Source organism: Catellatospora sp. NPDC049609 (assembly GCF_040675365.1).
GTDB lineage: Bacteria > Actinomycetota > Actinomycetes > Mycobacteriales > Micromonosporaceae > Catellatospora.
Genome location: NZ_JBFAOU010000153.1, coordinates 1 through 19,891 on the forward strand (window position 1 = coordinate 1; position 19,891 = coordinate 19,891).

The 19,891-nt window shown below is 72.9% G+C and carries 18 protein-coding genes; 6 read left to right on the top strand and 12 right to left on the bottom strand.

Features of this window, described 5'->3' with window-relative positions; translation table 11 throughout:
* Positions 1 to 851 (bottom strand): serine/threonine-protein kinase (locus AB0J67_RS30665; protein WP_363487356.1); only part of this gene is annotated, 851 nt, incomplete at its 3' end.
* A 226-nt stretch (positions 852 to 1,077) separates the two neighbouring features.
* On the opposite strand from AB0J67_RS30665, the gene AB0J67_RS30670 reads away from it, so the two are divergent.
* Positions 1,078 to 1,710, top strand: a complete 633-nt coding sequence (locus tag AB0J67_RS30670; RefSeq protein WP_363487358.1) for an alpha-ketoglutarate-dependent dioxygenase AlkB — start codon at positions 1,078 to 1,080, stop codon at positions 1,708 to 1,710.
* Between the two features lie 36 nt (positions 1,711 to 1,746).
* On the opposite strand, the gene AB0J67_RS30675 is transcribed toward AB0J67_RS30670, so the two are convergent.
* The gene (locus tag AB0J67_RS30675; RefSeq protein WP_363487360.1) at positions 1,747 to 1,989 is read right to left on the bottom strand and encodes a hypothetical protein; all 243 of its coding nucleotides are present in this window, start codon (positions 1,987 to 1,989) and stop codon (positions 1,747 to 1,749) included.
* Positions 1,990 to 2,181: 192 nt separating this feature from the next.
* On the opposite strand from AB0J67_RS30675, the gene AB0J67_RS30680 reads away from it, so the two are divergent.
* Positions 2,182 to 3,414, top strand: coding sequence for a threonine/serine exporter family protein (locus AB0J67_RS30680; RefSeq protein WP_363487392.1), 1,233 nt, complete (start codon positions 2,182 to 2,184; stop codon positions 3,412 to 3,414).
* 121 nt (positions 3,415 to 3,535) lie between these two features.
* Here AB0J67_RS30680 and AB0J67_RS30685 read toward each other — a convergent pair whose 3' ends face one another.
* On the bottom strand, positions 3,536 to 6,016 hold the full coding sequence (locus tag AB0J67_RS30685) for a DUF3516 domain-containing protein (RefSeq protein WP_363487362.1): 2,481 nt from the start codon (positions 6,014 to 6,016) through the stop codon (positions 3,536 to 3,538).
* Between the two features lie 15 nt (positions 6,017 to 6,031).
* Positions 6,032 to 6,556 carry a PadR family transcriptional regulator gene (locus AB0J67_RS30690; RefSeq protein ID WP_363487365.1) on the bottom strand — a complete coding sequence of 175 codons (525 nt, stop codon included), beginning with the start codon at positions 6,554 to 6,556 and terminating at the stop codon, positions 6,032 to 6,034.
* A gap of 79 nt (positions 6,557 to 6,635) precedes the next feature.
* Here AB0J67_RS30690 and AB0J67_RS30695 point away from each other — a divergent pair, with 79 nt between their 5' ends.
* On the top strand, positions 6,636 to 7,430 hold the full coding sequence (locus tag AB0J67_RS30695) for an alpha/beta hydrolase (RefSeq protein WP_363487367.1): 795 nt from the start codon (positions 6,636 to 6,638) through the stop codon (positions 7,428 to 7,430).
* A gap of 150 nt (positions 7,431 to 7,580) precedes the next feature.
* Here the strand turns inward: AB0J67_RS30695 and AB0J67_RS30700 are convergent, their stop codons facing one another.
* The 3 genes from AB0J67_RS30700 to AB0J67_RS30710 all read right to left on the bottom strand — a co-directional run bounded on the left by AB0J67_RS30700 (position 7,581) and on the right by AB0J67_RS30710 (position 11,717).
* Complete coding sequence (locus tag AB0J67_RS30700; RefSeq protein WP_363487369.1) at positions 7,581 to 7,838, bottom strand: hypothetical protein; 258 nt, start codon at positions 7,836 to 7,838, stop codon at positions 7,581 to 7,583.
* Between the two features lie 132 nt (positions 7,839 to 7,970).
* Positions 7,971 to 9,998 carry a PIG-L family deacetylase gene (locus AB0J67_RS30705; protein WP_363487371.1) on the bottom strand — a complete coding sequence of 676 codons (2,028 nt, stop codon included), beginning with the start codon at positions 9,996 to 9,998 and terminating at the stop codon, positions 7,971 to 7,973.
* Positions 9,999 to 10,001: 3 nt separating this feature from the next.
* Positions 10,002 to 11,717: a stealth family protein gene (locus AB0J67_RS30710; RefSeq protein WP_363487373.1), complete on the bottom strand. Its 1,716-nt coding sequence runs from the start codon at positions 11,715 to 11,717 to the stop codon at positions 10,002 to 10,004.
* A gap of 245 nt (positions 11,718 to 11,962) precedes the next feature.
* On the opposite strand from AB0J67_RS30710, the gene AB0J67_RS30715 reads away from it, so the two are divergent.
* Positions 11,963 to 12,778, top strand: a complete 816-nt coding sequence (locus AB0J67_RS30715; protein WP_363487376.1) for an inositol monophosphatase — start codon at positions 11,963 to 11,965, stop codon at positions 12,776 to 12,778.
* Positions 12,779 to 12,817: 39 nt separating this feature from the next.
* On the opposite strand, the gene AB0J67_RS30720 is transcribed toward AB0J67_RS30715, so the two are convergent.
* The gene (locus AB0J67_RS30720; protein WP_363487378.1) at positions 12,818 to 14,083 is read right to left on the bottom strand and encodes a nucleoside 2-deoxyribosyltransferase domain-containing protein; all 1,266 of its coding nucleotides are present in this window, start codon (positions 14,081 to 14,083) and stop codon (positions 12,818 to 12,820) included.
* A gap of 317 nt (positions 14,084 to 14,400) precedes the next feature.
* Here AB0J67_RS30720 and AB0J67_RS30725 point away from each other — a divergent pair, with 317 nt between their 5' ends.
* Together AB0J67_RS30725 and AB0J67_RS30730 are read left to right on the top strand one after the other, a co-directional pair.
* Positions 14,401 to 15,033 carry a uridine kinase gene (locus AB0J67_RS30725; RefSeq protein ID WP_363487380.1) on the top strand — a complete coding sequence of 211 codons (633 nt, stop codon included), beginning with the start codon at positions 14,401 to 14,403 and terminating at the stop codon, positions 15,031 to 15,033.
* Positions 15,034 to 15,096: 63 nt separating this feature from the next.
* Positions 15,097 to 15,528 (top strand): CBS domain-containing protein, encoded by a 432-nt coding sequence (locus AB0J67_RS30730; RefSeq protein ID WP_363487382.1) that lies wholly within the window; start codon positions 15,097 to 15,099, stop codon positions 15,526 to 15,528.
* A gap of 61 nt (positions 15,529 to 15,589) precedes the next feature.
* Here the strand turns inward: AB0J67_RS30730 and AB0J67_RS30735 are convergent, their stop codons facing one another.
* From AB0J67_RS30735 to AB0J67_RS30750, 4 genes are all read right to left on the bottom strand, one after another.
* Entirely contained in the window at positions 15,590 to 17,233 is a 1,644-nt protein-coding gene (locus tag AB0J67_RS30735) for a cation acetate symporter (RefSeq protein ID WP_363487384.1), read from the bottom strand.
* Entirely contained in the window at positions 17,230 to 17,592 is a 363-nt protein-coding gene (locus AB0J67_RS30740) for a DUF485 domain-containing protein (RefSeq protein ID WP_363487386.1), read from the bottom strand. Before AB0J67_RS30740 ends, AB0J67_RS30735 begins: the two co-directional genes overlap by 4 nt.
* Before the next feature lie 204 nt (positions 17,593 to 17,796).
* Positions 17,797 to 18,558 (bottom strand): LytTR family DNA-binding domain-containing protein, encoded by a 762-nt coding sequence (locus AB0J67_RS30745; protein ID WP_363487388.1) that lies wholly within the window; start codon positions 18,556 to 18,558, stop codon positions 17,797 to 17,799.
* Positions 18,555 to 19,733 (bottom strand): histidine kinase, encoded by a 1,179-nt coding sequence (locus AB0J67_RS30750; protein ID WP_363487390.1) that lies wholly within the window; start codon positions 19,731 to 19,733, stop codon positions 18,555 to 18,557. Before AB0J67_RS30750 ends, AB0J67_RS30745 begins: the two co-directional genes overlap by 4 nt.
* Positions 19,734 to 19,891 lie beyond the last annotated feature (158 nt).

Below are 19,891 nucleotides of genomic sequence, written 5' to 3' on the forward strand. Positions count from 1 at the left end.
GAGCGCATCGCCTGGCGCACCGGCTTCGGCACCGCCGTCACCGGCGTGGAGACGCCGGTGCCGATGAGGATGCGGGCCAGCTCCTTGGCGGTGGGCCGGTCGTGCGGCCGCAGGCTGATGCAGCGCACGATGAACGGGCGCACGGCCGCGGGCAGCGGGGCCAGGTCGAAGCGACCCTGGGTGACCTGGTTGATCTGCTCGAACATGCTGCCGCCGGAGATCAGCGTCTTGCCGGTGGCGGCGAAGTACAGCGTCGCGCCGAGGGAGAAGACGTCGCCCGGCGGCCCGGAGTCCTCGCCCTGGATGCGCTCGGGCGCCATGTACGACGGGGTGCCGACGTTGACTCCCGTGGTCATCCGCTCGGCGTCGGAGGCGAGCGCGATGCCGAAGTCGATGATGTGCGGCCCGGCGTCGTCGAGCAGCACGTTGGCGGGCTTGAGGTCGCGGTGGATGAGGCCGGCGCGGTGGATCGAGGCCAGCGCCTCGGCCAGCCCGGTGGCCAGGGTCATCACCGCGGGCACGTCCAGCGGGCCGCCGGACAGCACCCGCTGCTCCACGCTCGGGCCCTCGATGTACGTCGTCGCCAGCCACGGCGACTCCGTCTCGGTGTCGGCGTCCACCACGGCCGCGGTGAACAGCGGGTTCACCAGCCGGGCCGCGGCCACCTCACGGGTGAACCGGCGCCGGAACATCGGGTCGGCGGCCAGCTCCGGCCGGATCACCTTGATCGCGACGTAGCGCCCGCTCGGGGACTGTCCGAGGTAGACGCGGCCCATACCGCCCCCGCCCAGCACGCCGACCAGCCGGTACGTCGCGACGAAGTTCGGGTCGGTGGTTCCCAGCGGCCTCATGCGTCACCCTCAGACGGCTCCCAGTTTTTGCGGCTTCCGCGCGGCATACTATCCCCATCGATCCGTCCGGCCGGTTCGACACCACATGCCACCGTCGTGATTGGATGTGCCGACTGGGAGCGCTTAGGCAGCCATCATGCCGTGCCGTCCGGTTCGCCGCGCACCCGGCCCCAACGAATTCCGTGGATTGGTACGGCTGTACGAAGTCGGCGTAGAATGCCTGTTCATGGGGCACGCACACCAGCCGTCGATGTTCGATCTCGCCGAGCGCGCCGAGCTCGGCCCGCTCGCCGGGGCGGTGACCAGGCACGCGCTGACCCGCGGCGCCTGGGTCGACCACCTGCCGGGCTGGGTCCGCGGCTCGGAACAGGTGCTCGAGACACTGCTGGATCAGGTCGACTGGCGGGCCGAGCGGCGCGAGATGTACGAGCGCGAGGTCGACGTGCCCCGGCTGCTGCGCTGGTACGGCCCCGGCGAGCCGCTGCCGCACCCGCTGCTGGCGCAGGCCCGCGCGCAGCTCAGCGCGTACTACGCCGACGAGCTGGGGGAGCCCTTCACCACGGCCGGGATGTGCCTCTACCGCTCCGGCCGCGACAGCGTGGCCTGGCACGGCGACACCATCGGGCGGGGCTCGCACAGCGACACCATGGTCGCCATCGTCTCGTTCGGCGAGCCGCGCCCGCTGCTGCTGCGCCCGCGCGGCGGCGGCGAGTCCAGCATCCGGTTCCCGCTCGGCCACGGCGATCTGGTCGTGATGGGCGGCTCCTGCCAGCGCACCTGGGAGCACTGCATCCCGAAGACGGCCCGCCACGTCGGCCCGCGCGTCAGCGTCCAGTTCCGCCCCGCCGGGGTCGCCTGACCAACCGGCAGGGCGGAGACGACCGCCGCCCGCGGCTCAGGCCGGTTCGGTGCCCAGGCCGAGGCGTTCGCGGAGCTTGCCGCGGCGGTCCTCCAGCACGGCGACGAGCGCTTCCTGCTCCTCCGCGCTGGAGATGAGGAGGCTGACGTCGCCCGGGTCGGACGGCCCGTCCTCGCGGTTGCCGACCTCCGCGCGGATCTTCTGGGCCTGGCCGCGCAGCTCCGCGATCATGGCATCGACCTGGTCCAGCTCACGCTGCATCGCATGCTCGTCAGTCATGGGTCCATTGTCCGCATTCGCCTGCGTCCCCGGGGCGCTTCCGCCCGGCGTCCCTCCCCTTCGGGCTGGATCGACGTGGCGGGCCTGCGGGCCGGATCGCGGGGTGGGCGCGGGTGCGCGTACCGCTGTCCGGTATGGCGGAGGCGGGGGCTGTGCCCGCGCGGCGCGGTGATCCATACTGCCGCAGTGACCATGCCCCCCGAGAACCTGATCGAGTTTCTCCGCCAGTGCGGCGTGGCCCTGTGCCTGGCCGGGGAGACGGCCAACCGCATCCCCGACGAGCTGGTCGCCATCGCCGACGCGTACGGCGTGGACGACGTCGAGTTCCTCGTGGTGCCGACCGGGGTGTTCGTCCGCTCCCGCGACGGCGGCGGGGGCGTCGTGGTGGACTTCGCCAACGCGGACGGCCCGCCGCTGCGGCTGGACCAGGTGGACCAGCTCTACAAGCTGTTCGAGCAGGTCAAGGCCGAGCCGATCCCGCCCGTCGAGGGCATCGCGCGGGTGCAGGACATCCTCGACGCGCCGCCGCGGTTCGGCTCGCTGGTCCCGGTGCTCGGCCACGGCGTGCTCACCGTCGGCATCGGCCTGCTGTTCGTCCGCGACGGCCGGGCGCTGCTCAGCCTGGCCGTGCTCGGGTTGCTGGTGGGCGTGCTGCGGCTGCTGGCCGAACGGGTGCAGGTGCTGTCGCTGGCGCTGCCCGTGGCGGCGGCCATGCTGGTGACCGTGCTCGCCTACCGGTACAGCCCCGAGCTGGGCGCGGACCCGGCCAGCCTGCTGATCCCGCCGCTGGCCACGTTCCTGCCGGGCGCGGCGCTCACCCTCGGCGCGCAGGAGATGGTCACCCGTTCGATCATCAGCGGGGCGAGCCGCCTCGTGTCCAGCGTGTACGTGCTGCTGCTGCTCACCTTCGGCATCTACGCCGGGATGCAGCTCGCCGGTCCCGCGCAGGCCGCCCCCGTGCCCGAGGACCTCGGACCGTGGTCGCCGTGGGTGGGGGTGCTGGTCTTCGGGGTGGGCATCTACCTCAACAGCGCCGCGCCGCCGCGGTCCCTGCCCTGGCTGCTGATCACGCTCTTCATCGCGTACGGTGCGCAGTTCCTCGCGGGCCGGTGGACCGGCGGCGTGTTCGCGGCGTTCGTCGGCGGGCTGCTGATCGTGCCGCTGGCCAACGCGGTGCAGCGGCTCGGCGGGCCGCCCGCGCAGGTCGTCTTCCTGCCGTCGTTCTGGCTGCTGGTGCCCGGTGCGCTGAGCCTGGTCGGGCTCAGCGGCCTGACCGGGCTGGTGGAGCTGTCCGGGACCGGGCGGTCCAACCTGATCACCGCGTTCCTGACCGTGGTGGCCGTGTCGCTGGGCGTCCTGGTCGGCTCCAGCCTGCTGTCCAACGTCACCGCCGGCTCCCGCCTGCTCACCTCCCGCTCCGCCTGACCCCGGCCGCCCGGTGCGGGGCTGAGCCCGGGGGCAAGATCGCTGTTCCGTGTCGAAAACCGCAGCCAGACTGCGTGAAGTGACACGGAATGGCGATCTTCGCGGGGGAGCTGCGATCTTGTCAGGTGCCGAGCTGGCCGACGTCGGTGATGGTGACGACGGCCTGGCCCTGCTCGTCGGAGGCGGCCAGGTCGACCTCGGCGCTGATGCCCCAGTCGTGGTGACCCTCGGGGTCGTCCAGGATCTGGCGCACCGTCCACACGTCCTTGCCCTGCTCGATGATGATGCGGGCCGGGCCGCGCGCGTCGGGGCCGATGCCGATCTCGTCGTAGAGCTCGAAGTACGGGGCGAGGGCCTCGCGCCAGGCCTCGCTGTCCCAGCCGTCCGCGCCGTCCAGCTCGCCGAGCGCCTCCCAGCGCCGGCGGGCGGCCAGCTCGACCCGGCGGAACAGGGCGTTGCGCACCTGGATCCGGAACGCGCGCACGTTGCGGGTGACCGCGGGCGGCGCGGCCTCGACCGGCGCCGCGCCGGGGTTGGTCAGCTGCTCCCACTCGTCGAGCAGGCTGGAGTCGACCTGGCGGACCAGCTCGCCGAGCCACTCGATGACGTCGTGCAGCTCCTCGGTCTTGGCGTCCTCGGGCACGGTCTGGCGCAGCGTCCGGTACGCGTCGGCGAGGTAGCGCAGCACCAGGCCCTCGGACCGGGTCAGGCCGTAGAAGCTGACGTACTCGGTGAAGGTCATGCCTTGCTCGAACATGTCGCGCACGACGGACTTCGGGGACAGCCGGTGGTCGTCGACCCACGGGTGGCCCTTGCGGTAGGACTCGAACGCGACCTCCAGCAGCTCCTCGAGCGGCTTGGGCCAGGTCACGCCTTCGAGCAGCGCCATGCGCTCCTCGTACTCGATGCCGTCGGCCTTCATCTGCGCGACGGCCTCGCCCTTGGCGCGGTCCTGCTGGGCGTAGAGGATCTGCCGCGGGTCCTCCAGCACCGCCTCGATGATCGACACGACGTCGAGGGCGTAGCCGGGGGAGTCCTTGTCGAGCAGCTCGATCGCGGCGACCGCGAACGGTGACAGCGGCTGGTTGAGCGCGAAACCGAGCTGCAGCACGTCGGTGACCCGGATGCGGCCGTCCTCGGTCTGCTCGACGATGCCCGCGGTGCGCAGCGCCCGGTAGATCGAGATCGCCCGGCGGATGTGCTTGCGCCGTGCCGCGGGGGTCTCGTGGTTGTCGGTGAGCAGGTGGCGCATGTTGTCGAAGGCGTCGCCGCCGCGCTCGATCACGTTGAGCACCATGGCGTGGCTGACGTGGAAGCTGGAGGTCAGCGGCTCGGGCTCGGCGCCGACCAGGCGCTCGAAGGTGGGCTGCGCCCAGCCGACGAAGCCCTCCGGCGGCTTCTTCTTCACCAGCTTCTTCATCTTCTTCGGGTCGCCCGCGGCCTTGGCCACGGCCTTCTCGTTCTCGACCACGTGCTCGGGGGCCTGCACGATGACGGTGCCGAGGGTGTCGTATCCGGCCCGCCCGGCGCGCCCGGCGATCTGGTGGAACTCACGCGCCTTGAGCAGCCGCATCTTCTGCCCGTCGAACTTGTTCAGGCCGGTGAACAGCACGGTGCGGATGGGCAGGTTGATGCCGACGCCGAGGGTGTCGGTACCGCAGATGACCTTGAGCAGGCCGGCCTGGGCGAGCTGCTCCACCAGGCGGCGGTACTTGGGTAGCATGCCGGCGTGGTGCACGCCGATGCCGTGGCGCACCAGCCGGGACAGCGTCTTGCCGAAGCCCGCGGTGAACCGGAAGTTGCCGATCAGCTCGGCGATGGCGTCCTTCTCGGCGCGCGTGCTCATGTTGATGCTCATCAGCGCGCTGGCCTGCTCCAGGGCGGCGGCCTGGGTGAAGTGCACGATGTACACCGGCGCCTGCTTGGTGGACAGCAGCTCCTCGATGGTCTCGTGCAGCGGCGTGGTGACGTACGAGTGGATCAGCGGGACGGGCCGCTCGCCGGAGCTGACCACGGCGGTGGGCCGCCCGGTGCGCCGGGTCAGGTCGTCCACGAACCGGCTGACGTCGCCCAGGGTGGCCGACATCAGCACGAACTGGGCGTCCTCCAGCTCCAGGATCGGCACCTGCCATGCCCAGCCCCGGTCGGGCTCGCTGTAGAAGTGGAACTCGTCCATCACGACCTGGCCGACGTCGGCGTCCGGGCCGTCGCGCAGGGCCAGGTTGGCCAGGATCTCCGCGGTGCAGCAGATCACCGGCGCGTCCGGGTTGACCGCGGCGTCGCCGGTCATCATGCCCACGTTCTCCGGGCCCAGCGCCGCGCACAGCGCGAAGAACTTCTCCGAGACCAGCGCCTTGATGGGCGCGGTGTAGAAGGACCGCTTGCCCTGCGCCATGGCCGCGAAGTGCGCGCCCAGCGCCACCATGCTCTTGCCGGAGCCGGTGGGGGTGCTCAGGATCAGGTTCGCCCCGGAGACGATCTCGATCAGCGCCTCCTGCTGGGCGGGGTAGAGCGTGATCCCCTGCTCGGTCACCCAGGTCGAGAAGGCGTCGAACAGGGAGTCGGGGTCGTTGTCGCGGGGGAGGTGATCAGTGAGCGCCATGGTCCGTAAATAGTCTCACGTCGCCAGCTCGGCGAGCGCCTCCCGTAGCCACGCCCGCTCGGCGCGGCTGGTGGCGCGCGCCACTACGAGCATGCCCCGGCGGAACAGGTCGGGCTGCTCGTCGGCGCGCTGCGGCCGGTCTCCGGTGTAGAAGAAGCTCGCGGGCGCCTCCAGGAAGTCCAGCCGCCGCCGCAGCACCGCGGCCTGCGCGCCGCGGTCGCCGAGCCGGCCGAGGAAGGCCAGCAGCACGTTGAACCGGGTGCCGTCGGTGACGTCGAGGTCGGCCGGATCCCGCAGGCGCCGCACCAGTTCCGCGCGCCCGGCGTCGGTCAGCTCCAGGGTGTGCCGCTGCGCCGCGACCGCGCCGGGCTCGCGGCGGCGCACGAGCAGCCCGGCCTTCTCCATCCTCGTGATCGCCGGGTAGAGGCTGCCGTCGCTGATCGGCCGCGCGTGCCCGGCCAGCTGGGCGATTCGGGTACGCAGCTCGTACCCGTGCAGCGGCTGCTCAGCCAGGAAACCGAGGATCGCGAGTTCGATCACACCGCATATTCTGCCTTGCCTCGATTCGAGGTATCTGGCTAACCTCATGCCTCGAATCGAGGTATTACAGGAGGGCCGAATGGAGATCGACGGTGCGTACGGGACACGGCTGCACGTCACGGAGTTCGGCGGGAGCGGGCCGGGCATCCTGCTGCTGCACGGCCTGACCGATCACGCGGGCACATGGGCCTCGACCGCAGCGTGGCTCACCGCGTACGGCCGGGTGGTCGGCTACGACGCCCGTGGGCACGGCCGCAGCGGGCGCCCCGACGGGCCGTACCACCGGGATGCGTTCGTCGGCGACGCGGCGGCGGTGATCGAGCGGCTCGGCCTGGGCCCGGCGCTGGTGATCGGGCACAGCATGGGCGGGCTGACCGCGTGGCAGCTCGCCGGCCGCCGCCCGGAGCTGGTGCGCGGCGTCGTCATCGGCGACATGAGCCCGGTCACCCCGGCCGACGGCCTGCGCCGCTGGCGTGACTGGCTCGACGACTGGCCGGTGCCGTTCGCGTCGCTCGACGAGGTCCGGGCCTACTTCGGGGCCGCGCGACCCGCGCTGGGCGAGGTGTTCGCGGGGGTGATGCGGCAGGGCCCCGACGGCTGGTGGCCGCTGGCGCACCGGGCGCACGTGCTGGCCGCGGCCGAGCACTGGCAGGCCCGGGACCACCGCCCGGAGCTGGCCCTGGTGCGCTGCCCGGCGCTGGTCGTCGCGGGCGGCCGCAGCGACGAGCCGGTCGAGCGCCAGCGTGAGGCGGCCGCCCTGCTGCCCGACGCCCGGTTCGCGGTGCTCCCCGAATCCGGCCATGTCCTGCACCGCGAGGACCCCGCCGGCTGGCGCGCCGCCGTCGAACCCTTCACCGCCACCCTGCTCCGCTGACCACCGACCCCGAGATCGCGACGATCTTGCGCGAAGTGTTGGGGATATGCCCGGAAGGGGCGTGTCGTCCCCACCGTACGCGCAAGATCAACGGACAAAGGGGCGGCGGCGGGGGGCGGTGGTGACCGCGCCCCGCCGCCGGGTGAGGTGTCAGCGCTTGGGCTGGTTGTGTTTGGGCTGGTTGGACTTCTTGGACTTCATGGTGGTGGGCGAGGCGCCGTCCTGCTGCTGTTTGCGCTGCATGGTGGCGGTGGCCGAGTGTTCATGGTCGGCGTCGGCGTCGGCGTGGTTCATGGAATGCGCGCTCATGCCGCCGGCCTGGTGCTGCTGCGAGGCGCCCGCGTGCGGGGCGTCCTCGTGCTGGGCGGCGCGGGGGTTGCGGTCGGGTCGGTTGCTGTTCTTCGCCATGGTGGTGATGCCTCCTCGGGCTGGGCTCAGCGCCCTGCTGACACCCACGATCACGCTAGAAGAGCGGCGGCGGTCAAGGCGGCAGAATGGACATTCTCGGCATACCCGTTGGTAACGAAGGGCAGGCTCGTCTCACACCTGCGACAGGGTCGGGGGACCTGGTGCCGGGCGCCAGGTCAGTGCGGTGGCGGGGGCGTCGAGCCGGCAGGTCCACAACCGGCCGTCGACGCCCACCACGGCGGCGTACGCGACGCCCGTGGCGTCCACCGCGACCGCCGGCGCGCCGGTGAACAGCACCCCGGAGCCGTGCCAGGACGGGTGCTCGCCGGGCGGGTGCGGGTCGCAGACGTCGATCCGGCCGTCGTCGTTGCGGCGCACCAGTTGCAGCCGCCCATCGCGCAGCAGCCCGGCGACGGCCCCGAGGCCGCCGTTGGCCGGGACCGTCGAGGTGCCGGTGTCCTGCGCGATCGTGAGCGTGGCGCCGTCGGCGTGCCCGACGGTCACCGGACCGTCCACGCCGGACCCGTTGCGCACCACCGACACCGTGCCGTCCATCGGGCCGTGCATCAGCACCCGCCGCTTGGCGAAGCGCCCGCCGGGGCTGTCACGGGTCCAACACAGCAGCTCGTCGTCGGTCACCGCGTAAAGGTCGGTGCGCGGGCCCGCGGTGACCGCCACCAGGGCGTCGCGGATCCCGTCGCCGTCCAGGCCGGTCCACGGACCCCAGCCGCCGTCGCCGGTGCCGGTCCGCACGCTCGCCCCGCGCCCGAAGTCGCGGACGAACAGGGTCAGGCCGCCGTCGGCGTCGGCCACCGCGTACGGCATGCCCAGCTCGCGGCCGCGCACCGGGTCGCCGCCCGCGTCGGGGTTGCCGACGTCGGTCCAGGTGAACCCGGCGCCGGGCCGGGCCTGCACGCCGTGCACGACCGTCTGCCGCGGCCCGGTGACGTCGAGGTCCTGGCGTACGCCGAACAGGTGCAGCCGCCCGTCGGGGGTGGCCACCGCGCACAGGTGCGGGACCAGGTGCTCGCCGCCCACCACCGCCGGCGCGCCCCAGTCCGCGGCGTCCGCGTCGCGCCGCCACATCACCGCGGTGCCCGCGAACACGGCGAACGCCGCCAGCCCGCCCGCGTACGCGACCAGCCACGCCGTGCCGCCGGGGTGCCGGTAGGTCTGGCTGCGGCCGTAGCGCTTGTTGCGGGCGCGGGTGCCGACCTGCAGGTCGCCGCAGCCGTACGGCGTCCCGCAGTCGTGCCCGTCGGCCCAGCCGTAGATGTCCAGGTAGGAGAACTTGCGCTCGTACACGGCCGGGCTGAGGTTGCGCGGCCAGTACTTGTTGAAGTAGCCGCGGTAGGCCTGCACCTGCACCGCCCGCCCGCCCGCCGCCCGGTGCCGGCGCACCGCCTCGTGCGCGAAGTACGCCGCGTACAGGTGGTCCTGGTGGTCGGAGTACTCGGCGCCGTCGTCGGAGTCGTACGACAGGTGCTCCGGGGCCGGGTCGAGAGTGCGCACCACCGTCGGCGCGGCCTTGTCCAGCAGCGACGCCAGCACCGCCAGCACGTCCTCGCGCCGCAGCGTGCCCGGCGCGGCCAGCGGGCTGTCCGTGGGGCGCAGGTAGGGCTGCTCGGCCCGGCGGCCGTCCCACAGCCAGTACAGCCGGTTCGCGCCGCCCTTCGGCGCGTCCAGCGGCGCGCGCAGGTTCAGGAACGCCAAGGTGATGTGCGGGGCCGCGACCAGCGTGGCCGTCTCGAACACCACCCCGCCGGGCAGCCGCCGCACCTCCCGCCGCCACGCGCTCTCCCGGTCGCCGGTCGCCATCGCCGCGTACGCCGCGCGGATGCCGTACTGCCGCGCCGCGGCGTACCCCTCGAAGTCGGGCTTGGGCTTGTCGTCGTCATCGCCGCCCAGCTGGGCGTTGACGCCGTTGGCCTCGCCCGCGGTGAGGTAGACGCTGGTCACCGGGCATCCCTCGGCCAGCGCCTGCATCACGTCCGGGTTGAGGAAGTACAGGTCGTCGTCGGGGTGGGCGCAGATGTTCAGGAACGCCCCGGGCCGCTGCGGGTCGGCGGACCAGACGCGTTCCCAGGGCCGGCTCAGCCCCAGGGCGATCGCGCCGCCACCGGCCAGCAGCAGGGCGCTCAGCGCGGTACGACGGTGCAAAGGTCACCTGTCCTGTCGGGGTACGGCCGGCGGCGGGAGCTCCCACGGCCCGGCCACCGGGTAGTAGGCCGTCAGGAAGCCGTGCAGCAGCCGGTGGCGTGCCGCCCGCTGCTCGGACGTTCCCTCCTCGTCATTGACGCAGAACACGTCATGGTCACGCCGGGTACGGATCCGGGTCAGCGCGGCCTTCGCATCCGGGGCGGCGAGGCTCACGTAGGTGCTGGTGATGCGGTCGATGACGGCCCGCCCGGTGGCGAGCGCGTAGTAGTGGTACGCCGAGGACGCCAGCGACAGGTCGGACGGGTCCCGGAACCGGTTGCCCGCGGTGCGTTCCAGCTCCGCCGCGTACCGCTCGTCCATCTCGGCCAGCACGTCGCGGCGCAGCGGGTGCGGCACGTGCTTCATCTTGTACGTCAGGTGCCGGCCGAAGTCGCGCGCGATCAGCTCGCGGTTGTTCTTGCCCGCGGCGGTGGAGGCGAGGTCGCCGTCGCCGACCGGCCCCGGGTCGACCTTGCCCTTCGACGGGAACAGCTTCGACAGGCCGTTGGGCTGGAAGAACTTCAGCGGGCCGAGCGGCCGGCCCACGAACACGTCGTCGTTGAAGTAGACGAAGTGCTCGCTGAGCCCGTCGATGTGGTGCAGCCGGCTCTCGATGGCGTGCGAGTTGAACGTCGGCAGCCGCCCGGCGCCGCCGAACAGCTCCTTGTGGCTCACCACGGTCACCCGCTCGTGGCAGGGGTCCAGCCAGGCCGGCACCTGGTCGTCGGTGACCAGCCAGATCCGGCGCACCCACGGCGCGTACAGGTGCAGCGAGCGCATCGAGTAGCGCAGCTCGTCGTGGTTGGCGAAGCGGGCCGACCCGGCGGCCTGCGCCATCAGCGGGCCGTGCTGCTCGGCCAGCGCCGCGTCGCGCCGCGACCGCCAGGCCGGGTCGGCGTCGTCGACCCACGTGTAGACCACGTCCACCGGGAACGTGACGTCGTCGAGCAGGGTGCCCGCGAACTCGGGCCGGGTCGGCCGCCGCGGCAGCGGGCCGGTGTGCGGCGAGAGATGGCGGCTGTACTGCGCCTCGTCCAGCAGGATCGGCGGGCCGGTGGCCGGGACGGTGTCGGCGGCGCGGTTGGGCCGGGGCGCGCGCAGCGGACCCTGCGGCGTACGCGACCACACCTCCAGGTCGCAGCCGTGCTCCGGGCCGAGCAGCAGGTTGCCTGTCGGGTCGCAGAAGTACTGGATCAGGCGGATGACGCGGTGGCCGGCCAGCAGCCGCCAGGCGTGGTTCGAGGTCGCGGGCAGGGCAGTGCCGACTCCGTCCTCGGTCACCGGTGCCACCAGCAGCGGCCGGCGCAGCGCCTCGCGCCGCAGCGCCGCCCACGCCTCCCGGCGCGGCCCCGAGCTGATCGCCACGGCCGAGGCCCGGTCGTCGTAGCCGCGTACGCAGAAGTGCTCGACACCGGCCTCGGCCAGCACCGTCAGCACCGTCTCCAGGCAGCGCCGCCGCGCCTCCAGCGGGGTCAGCCCGGGGACCGGCCGGGCCAGCACCGGCCCGTGCGCGGTCGGCGTCAGCCGCAGCTCGCTCGTGTCGTACCGGCTGGTCAGATGCCAGCGCACCGCCGAGCGCGCCCACCGCTCACCCGGCCCGCCGGCTCCCTTGACACGTGGCAGCAGCAGGTCGACCGACCTGCGGGACAGGCCGGCCAGGACGGCGGACCGCGGAGGCACCCGGAAGATCACGCCGTAATAACGATCCTGACCTGCAAACGGCGACACCCATCCTCTGAGAGTCCCCTGAGAACCCCACCCGAAAGGAAGGGCACCTTCTTAACGCTATGCGTTGTAGAAGGTGCCCTTCCTAACGGCCATCGGTGGTCGGGTGGGTTGAGCCGGGCCGGAGACCCGCGTGACCCGCGCGGCCGGGCAGGCACCCGGGGTGCGTTGCCGGTGCGGTGGGTGGCACGCTGGGCGGCGTGTTGGACGCGCGCGAGGTGGCCGAGGTCGAGGCGGCGGTGCGCCGCGTCGCGGCGGAACAGATCCTGCCCAGGTACGGCCGGCTCGACGCCGCCGACATCGCGCACAAGACCTCCGAGACCGACCTGGTCACCGTCGCCGACCGTGCCGCCGAGGAGGAGCTGGCCAAGCACCTGACCGCGCTGGTGCCCGGCTCGGTGATGGTCGGCGAGGAGGCGGTCTCGGCCGACCCCGGCCTGCTGGCCGCGATCGACGGCGACGCCCCGGCGTGGATCGTCGACCCGATCGACGGCACCCACAACTTCGTCAGCGGCAGCCCCCGCTTCACCACGCTGGTCGCCCTCGCCCACCGGGGGCGGCTGCTCGCGTCGTGGACCTTCGCCCCGGTGCTCGACCTGATGGCGGTGGCCACCGCGGGCGGCGGGGCGTACGTCGACGGGCAGCGCGTGCGGGTGCGGCCCGTCGAGCCGGTGCTGCGCCACCTCGACGTCAGCGTGTCCCCGCCGGTCTGGTGGCGGCCCGAGGAGCGCGACGGGTTCCACCGCCTCGCCCGGCACGGGGTCGCGCTGTCCTTCTTCGACACCTCCGGGCTGGAGTACATCCAGCTCGCCAGCGGGCGCCGCACCGCGATGGTGCTCACCTGGGAGCTGCCCTGGGACCACGCCGCCGGGCTGCTGCTGCACGCCGAGGCGGGCGGGGTCGCCATGACCGCCGACGGCGGCGAGGTCCGCATCGGCGGCGGCAACGTGCTGCCGTTCCTGGTCGCCCCCGACGCCGCGACGGCCCGGCTGGTGCTGTCCGCCCTCGCCGGCTAGACGTCCGCGCTGGGCGGCTGGGCCGTCCGCGCTCGGCGGCTAGGCCGGTGCCGCCAGCGCCGCGGTGACCAGGCCCAGCGTGCTCCAGTCCACGTCCGGGTCGGTCAGCAGCGTGCCGTACGTGGTCAGCTCCAGGGTGGTCCGCTCGCCGTCGGCGGCCAGGCCGTGCTCCTGCGGGCCGTCCTCCAGCGCGGCCACCTCCGCCTCGGTCAGCTCCAGGCTGAACAGGTGCACCCGGTGCGCCGACACGGTCGCGGCGGGCTGGCGTACGCCGTGGGCGCGCAGCCGGGCCGCGTCCACCCGCAGGCCCGTCTCCTCGGCCAGCTCTTCGAGGGCCGTCTGGCGCGGGTCGGCGGCGCCGGGCTGGGAGCCGCCGGGCAGCTCGTGCACCCGGCCGTCACCGGTCACGGCGCTGCTGCGGTACTCGCGTACGAGCACCACCAGCGTGTCCGCGAGCGCCGCACCGGGACGGTAGGCGACGACCGCGCTGACATCGGGCCGGCCGATCACCACCTCATTGTCCTTCACCCGGCCCTCGCCGGAGACCTCGACGGCGACGTGCGCCGCCCACCAGAACGGCCGACCGTCCGGGCCGGGCCAGGTCCACGCCACCCGGGCCGAGCGCAGGCGGTGCCCGGCCGCCTCCTGGGTGCCGAGCCAGGCCTGCACTCCTGGGTTGCGCCACAGCGGCAGGGGCAGCTCGCGGTGCGCGCCCGCCCGCCGCGCGCCGCCGGTGGGGCGGTCCGCGTTCGTGGGACGGTGCGCGTTCGTGCGGGGGTCTGCGGCAGGTCGGTGGGCTGTGCCCGTGGGGTGGGCCGTGCCCGCGGTCAGGGTGAGTGCTGCGGCGAGGGTGCCCTCCAGGGTGTCGGCCACCGGCGCGCCGTGCTGAGTCGCGTAGTGGGCGAGGTAGCGCATGCCGGGGGCGTCGGCGGGTGCGCCGAGCACCACGCGGCCGCTGCCCTCCCAGCGTCCCCACTCCACGTTGGTGGTGAACCCCGGCAGGGTGGCCAGATCGCGGGGCACCCAGAACGCCACGACGTCGGACAGGTGCAGGCAGGTGTCCTCCCACTCCACCTGGCGCAGCCAGCCGTGCGGCATACCGCCCTCGGGCCGCTCGGGCACGAAGACCACCAGCCGGCCGGGTCCGGTCCACAGGCGCTCCAGCAGCCCGAGTGCGTCCGGGCGCCACGAGGCGACGGCGGGGGAGCGCGGCGTCGGCCCCGCCAGGAACACCGCCGCGTCCCACCAGTCCGGCGGCTGCTCACCCGCGTACACCGTGACCATCTCCGCGCGCGGGTCATCCATCCGCCGATCCTCCCACGCTCCACATCGGCCCGACCTTCCCCGGCTTGCCCCGCCTCCGTGGGCCGCGCCGCTTGGCCGGGCGGGGCGGCGATGATCGCGGGTTCCGGTCGAAACCTGTGGTCTGGCTGCACTTTCCGACACCAAGTAGCGATCAAGTCCGCGGCCACTCGTGCCGTGGGCCGGTGGCGTGGCGGCTATGACCGTCGTGAGTGGGCGAAAGCTGTGGTGGGACTGCACATTCTGACCGGAGGCAGCGATCTTCGACCTGCCGGGCGGGGGCGCGGGTGGATCACGGGGGTGGGGGGGATGATGGGCGGGTGCGAGTGCGACCCGTGACGCCGGAGGGGCTGGCCGGTGAGTTGACCGAGCGGATCGCGCAGGCGGCGCCGCCCGACGGGTGGCTGCGGGTCGCCGTCGACGGGCCGCCCGCCGCCGAGCCGGAGCGGCTGGCCGAGGCCCTGGTCGACCCGCTGCGGGCCCGCGGGCACGCGACGCTGCACGTACGCACCGCGGACTTCCTGCGCCCGGCGTCGGTGCGGCTGGAGTTCGGCCGGACGAACCCGGACTCGTACTACGAGGGCTGGGTCGACGAGGCCGGGCTGCGCCGGGAGGTGCTCGATCCGGCGGGTCCGGGCGGCTCCGGCCGGGTGCTGCCGAGCCTGTGGGACGCCCGGCGCGACCGGGCCACCCGGGCGGGCTACCTGACCCTGCCTCCGGGCGGGGTGGTGCTGGTCAGCGGCGACCTGCTGCTGGGCTCGGGGCTGCCGTTCGAGCTCGCGGTGCATCTGGTGCTGTCGCCCGCCGCGCTGGCCCGGCGCACCCCGCCGGAGCTGGCCTGGACGCTGCCGGCGTACGAGCGCTACGCCGAGGAGGTCGGCCCGGACGGCTTCGCCGACGTGGTGGTGACGGTGAACGACCCGCGCCACCCGGCGATCATCTCTGTCGATTGACCTGCGCCGCCGGCCGGTCCGGGGGAAGGATGACCCCAGGGGACCGGCTAAGGGGGTATGTCGATGACCACGGCGAAGCAGATCATGCACCTGGGGGCGCAGTGCGTGCCCGAGAACGAGACACTGGCCCGCGCGGCCCAGCTCATGCGGGACATGCAGGTCGGCTCGCTGCCGATCTGCGGCAACGACGACAAGCTGCGCGGCATCATCACCGACCGCGACATCGTGGTGAAGTGCATCGCGTCGGGCAAGGACCCGAGCACGATGACGTGCAAGGAGATGGCGCAGGGCACGCCGATCTGGGTCGACGCGAAGGCCGACGAGGACGAGGTGCTCAAGCTCATGGAGCAGCACAAGATCCGCCGGGTTCCGGTGATCGAGGATCACCAGATCATCGGCATGATCAGTGAGGCCGACCTGGCCCAGCACCTGTCGAACGAGAAGCTGGCGCACTTCGTGTCCACCATCACGGCGGCGCCGCCGACGCGCGGTTAGGCGTCCACGACAGCAGGGGCACCCCGCGGACCGCGGGATGCCCCTGCTGGTTTTCCGGACCTCAGTGCGCGCCGTGGCCGGTGAGCGCGCGCACCTCCAGCTCGGCGTACTTCGGCGCGTCGGCGGGCTCGCGGGACAGGACCGTGCCCAGCCAGCCGCAGAGGAAGCCGATCGGGATCGAGATGATGCCCGGGTTCGACAGCGGGAACCACTGCCAGTCCGAGTTCGGGAACATCGCGGTCGGGCTGCCGGACACGACCGGGGAGAAGAACACCAGCACCACGGCGGTGATCAGGCCGCCGTAGATGGCGGCGGTCGCCCCGCTGGTGGTGAACCGCTTCCAGAACAGCGAGTACAGGATGGCGGGCAGGTTGCCCGAGGCCGCCACCGCGAAGGCCAGCGCGACGAGGAACGCCACGTTCAGGCTCTGCGCGAAGATGGCCAGCACGATCGCCACCGCGCCGATGGCGAACGCCGAGATCCGCGCGACGCGCACCTCACCGCCCTCGCTGACCTGGCCCTTGCGGATGACGCTGGCGTAGATGTCGTGCGCCAGCGAGCTCGACGAGGCCAGCGTCAGGCCGGCGACCACGGCGAGGATGGTGGCGAAGGCCACCGCCGCGATGATCGCCAGCATGGCCGCGCCGCCGGTGGTGCCGCCGAGAAACTTCTCGCCGAGCGCCTGGGCCAGCTGCGGTGCGGCGGTGTTGCCGCCCTTGTCCTGCGCGGTGATCGCCTCGCCGCCCACCATCGCCGCCGCGCCGAAGCCCAGCGCGAGCGTCATCAGGTAGAAGGTGCCGATGATGCCGATCGCCCAGAGCACGCTCTTGCGGGCGGCCTTGGAGTTGGGCACGGTGTAGAAGCGGATCAGGATGTGCGGCAGGCCGGCCGTGCCCAGCACCAGCGCGATGCCCAGCGACAGCAGGTCCATCTTGTTGTAGAAGGTCTGTGCCGCGTCCCCGGCGACCTCCTTGCCGTAGCGCAGGCCCGGTTCCAGGAACGCCGCGCCCTTGCCCGACTTCGCGGCGGCCTCGCCGAGCAGCCCGGACAGGTTGAACTTGAACGCCGCGAGCACCAGCAGCGTCATCACCGCGGCGCCCACCATGAGCAGGAACGCCTTGATGATCTGGACGTACGTGGTGCCCTTCATGCCGCCCACGGTCACGTACACGATCATCAGGATGCCGATGAAGATGATCGTGGCGATCTTGGCGGTGTCGGCGTCCATGCCCAGGAAGTGCGCGCCCGGCTTGATGCCGAGCAGCAGCGCCACCAGCGCGCCCGCGCCGACCATCTGCGCCAGCAGGTAGAAGATCGACACCACGATGGTGGAGATCGAGGCGGCCACGCGGACCGGCGTCTGGCGCATCCGGAACGCCAGCACGTCGGCCATCGTGTACTTGCCCGAGTTCCGCAGCAGCTCCGCCACCAGCAGGAGCGCCACCAGCCAGGCGACCAGGAAGCCGATGGAGTAGAGGAAGCCGTCGTAGCCGGACAGGGCGATGATGCCGGCGATGCCCAGGAAGCTCGCCGCCGACATGTAGTCGCCGCCGATGGCCATGCCGTTGGAGAACCCGGAGAAGGACCGGCCGCCGGCGTAGAAGTCGGTGGCGGTCTTGGTCTGCCGGCTCGCCCAGATCGTGATCCCCAGCGTGAACAGCACGAAGACCACGAACAAGACGATGGTGAGGGTACGGGCGCTCATCGCGCGACCTCCTCGGCGGCAGGCTCGGCGGCGGGGCCGTAGCCGCCGCCCTCGATCCGGGCGCTGATCTCCTCGGCCACCGGGTCGAGCTTGCGGTCGGCGTAGCGGGCGTACAGCCACGCGATGAGGAACGTGGTCACGAACTGCAGCAGGCCGAAGATCAGGGCAACGTTGATGTTGCCGAAGACCTTCGTGCCCATGAAGCCGCGGGCGTACGCGGACAGGATCACGTACAGCGCGTACCAGGTGAAGAACGCGATCGTCATGGGGAACACGAAACGTCGCAGCGCGCGGCGCAGGCCGGCGAACTCGGGGCTCGCCGCGATGCGCTCGTACTGGTCCGGAGCGTCGGTGCTCATGTAATCACCAGCCTCGGTCGAGGGGAGGGGGGTGCGGTTCAGCGCAGGCTAGGACCGTGATGTTCACCACGGAACGGGCTCGACGCACCCCGGGCGAGGAACGCGCCGAGCGGTCGCCCCCGCGCGCTCAGCGGCTGATCGACAAGCGCCGAACGGCACCCGCGCGCCGCCGGGCGGCAGCCGGGGTCACCGGGCGTGGCCGGGTCAGTGCCAGTGCTGCTTGGCGGGCCGGATCAGGCGGTCCTTGAGGGCGCGGGTGTGCCGCCGGGCCACCGGCAGCTGGCGCCCCTCGACCGTCACCACGTACCCGGAGCCGGTCAGCCGCAGCTCGGTGACCAGGTCCAGGCGCACCAGGTACGACCGGTGGATGCGCAGGAAACCCGCGTCGGTCCAGCGCTCCTCGAGCTGGGTCAGCGACACCCGCACCAGGTGCGAGCCGTCGGTGGTGTGCAGCCGGGCATAGTCGCCCTGCGCCTCCACCCAGCACACCGTCGAACGCGGCAGCAGCCGCACCACCCCGCCCAGCTCGACCGGGATCATCGGGTCGCCGGCCGGGGCCGCCTCCGGCGCCGCCGCGGGGCGCTCGCCCACCGCGGCCCGCTCCGACAGCACCCGGCGCAGCGACTCGGCGATCCGCTCGGCCCGCACCGGCTTGCGCACGTAGTCGACGACGCCCAGGTCGAAGGCGTCCGCGGCCCGGTCGTCGTACGCGGTGACGAACACGATCGCGGGGGAGCGGGCGAAGCGCTGCAGCACCCGGGCCAGGTCCATGCCGTCCAGGCCGGGCATGCGGATGTCGAGGAACGCCACGTCGATCTCGGACTCGTGCAGCACCCGCAGCGCCTCGGCGGCGTCTGAGGCGCTGTGCACGTACTCCACCCGGGGATCGTTGCGCAGCAGGTAGAGCAGCTCGTCGAGGGCCGGCGGCTCGTCGTCCACAGCCAGCACCCGCAGCCTGCCGGTCACGCGCGGCCCGCCCGGAACTTGGGGATCCGCAGGCTGACCCGGGTGCCCGCCTGGGGGGCGGTCTCCACCACCAGGCCGTACGCGTCGCCGAAGACCGCCCGCAGCCGGTCGTCGACGTTGCCCAGGCCCACGTGCTGTCCACCGTCGCCGTCGGCCGTCCCGTCGCCGTTCAGCAGCACCGCCGGATCCATGCCCACCCCGTCGTCCTCCACGATGATCTCGCAGTCCGCGCCCGCGTCCGCGGCGATGATCCGGATCGTGCCCACTCCCGGCTTCGGGTGCAACCCGTGCCGCACCGCGTTCTCCACCAGCGGCTGCAGGCACAGGAACGGCACCTCCACCGGCAGCACCTCCGGCGCCACCCGCAGCCGCACCTGCAACCGCTCGCCGAACCGGGCCCGCTCGATGGTCAGGTAGCGGTCGATCGAGCGCAGCTCCTCGGCCAGCGTGGTGAACTCCCCGTGCGCCCGGAACGAGTACCGGGTGAACTCGGCGAACTCCAGGATCAGCTCGCGGGCGCGCTCCGGGTCGGTGCGCACGAACGACGCGATCGCGGTCAGCGCGTTGTAGACGAAGTGCGGGCTGATCTGCGCCCGCAGCGCCCGCACCTCCGCGCGCGCCGACCGGGCCCGCTCCTCCTGCAGCTCGGCCAGCTCCAGTTGCAGCGCCACCCAGTGCGCGGTCTCCAGCACCACCCGCACCAGGCCGGGCGACGGCCGCGTCTCGGTGACCGCGACCAGCGCCGCCCCCGTGCCGCCGTCGGGCTTGGACACCGGCGCCGCGACCGCGCCGCGCACCGGGCAGTCCAGGCGTACGCAGCTCAGCTCGGCGGGCCGCAGCAGCACCGGCCGACCGGTGGTCAGCGCCCGCTGCGCGGCCGCCAGCAGCGCGTCGCGGTGGTGCCCGCCCGCGCCGTCGTGGGCGAGGATGCCGTCGCGGTCGGCCAGCGCCAGCCCGGCCGCGCCGACCAGGGTGCGCAGGTGCTTGAGCGCCGGGGCGGCGGTGTCGTCGCGCAGCCCCTGCCGCAGCGGCCCGCTGGCCAGCGTCGCCAGGTGCAGCACCTGGTACGTCGCGCGCTCCTCCGGCGTGATCACCCGGCGACGGCCGCGCATCATCACCACCGCGGTCGCGGCGATGACGGCCACCGCGGCGGCGGCGCCCAGCGCTGGGTACATGGCCCCGATCGTGCCACGCCCCACCTCCCCACTCCACCCCCTGTCCGCGGCCGGGACCACACCGTCGCCCCGGCCCGGCTCGACATAGGTACCGCCGCGCCGGGCGTCAACTTCTGGGTTGTCCGGACAACCCAGAAGTTGACGCTGGATTTCGTACA

Bases quoted from the DNA above. Each gene is read 5' to 3' on its own strand.
- AB0J67_RS30670 (WP_363487358.1), top strand. From the start codon at position 1,078: ATGGGGCACGCACACCAGCCGTCGATGTTCGATCTCGCCGAGCGCGCC.
- AB0J67_RS30675 (WP_363487360.1), bottom strand. From the start codon at position 1,989: ATGACTGACGAGCATGCGATGCAGCGTGAGCTGGACCAGGTCGATGCC.
- AB0J67_RS30680 (WP_363487392.1), top strand. From the start codon at position 2,182: ATGCCCCCCGAGAACCTGATCGAGTTTCTCCGCCAGTGCGGCGTGGCC.
- AB0J67_RS30685 (WP_363487362.1), bottom strand. From the start codon at position 6,016: ATGGCGCTCACTGATCACCTCCCCCGCGACAACGACCCCGACTCCCTG.
- AB0J67_RS30695 (WP_363487367.1), top strand. From the start codon at position 6,636: ATGGAGATCGACGGTGCGTACGGGACACGGCTGCACGTCACGGAGTTC.
- AB0J67_RS30700 (WP_363487369.1), bottom strand. From the start codon at position 7,838: ATGGCGAAGAACAGCAACCGACCCGACCGCAACCCCCGCGCCGCCCAG.
- AB0J67_RS30720 (WP_363487378.1), bottom strand. From the start codon at position 14,083: ATGGATGACCCGCGCGCGGAGATGGTCACGGTGTACGCGGGTGAGCAG.
- AB0J67_RS30730 (WP_363487382.1), top strand. From the start codon at position 15,097: ATGACCACGGCGAAGCAGATCATGCACCTGGGGGCGCAGTGCGTGCCC.
- AB0J67_RS30735 (WP_363487384.1), bottom strand. From the start codon at position 17,233: ATGAGCGCCCGTACCCTCACCATCGTCTTGTTCGTGGTCTTCGTGCTG.
- AB0J67_RS30740 (WP_363487386.1), bottom strand. From the start codon at position 17,592: ATGAGCACCGACGCTCCGGACCAGTACGAGCGCATCGCGGCGAGCCCC.
- AB0J67_RS30750 (WP_363487390.1), bottom strand. From the start codon at position 19,733: ATGTACCCAGCGCTGGGCGCCGCCGCCGCGGTGGCCGTCATCGCCGCG.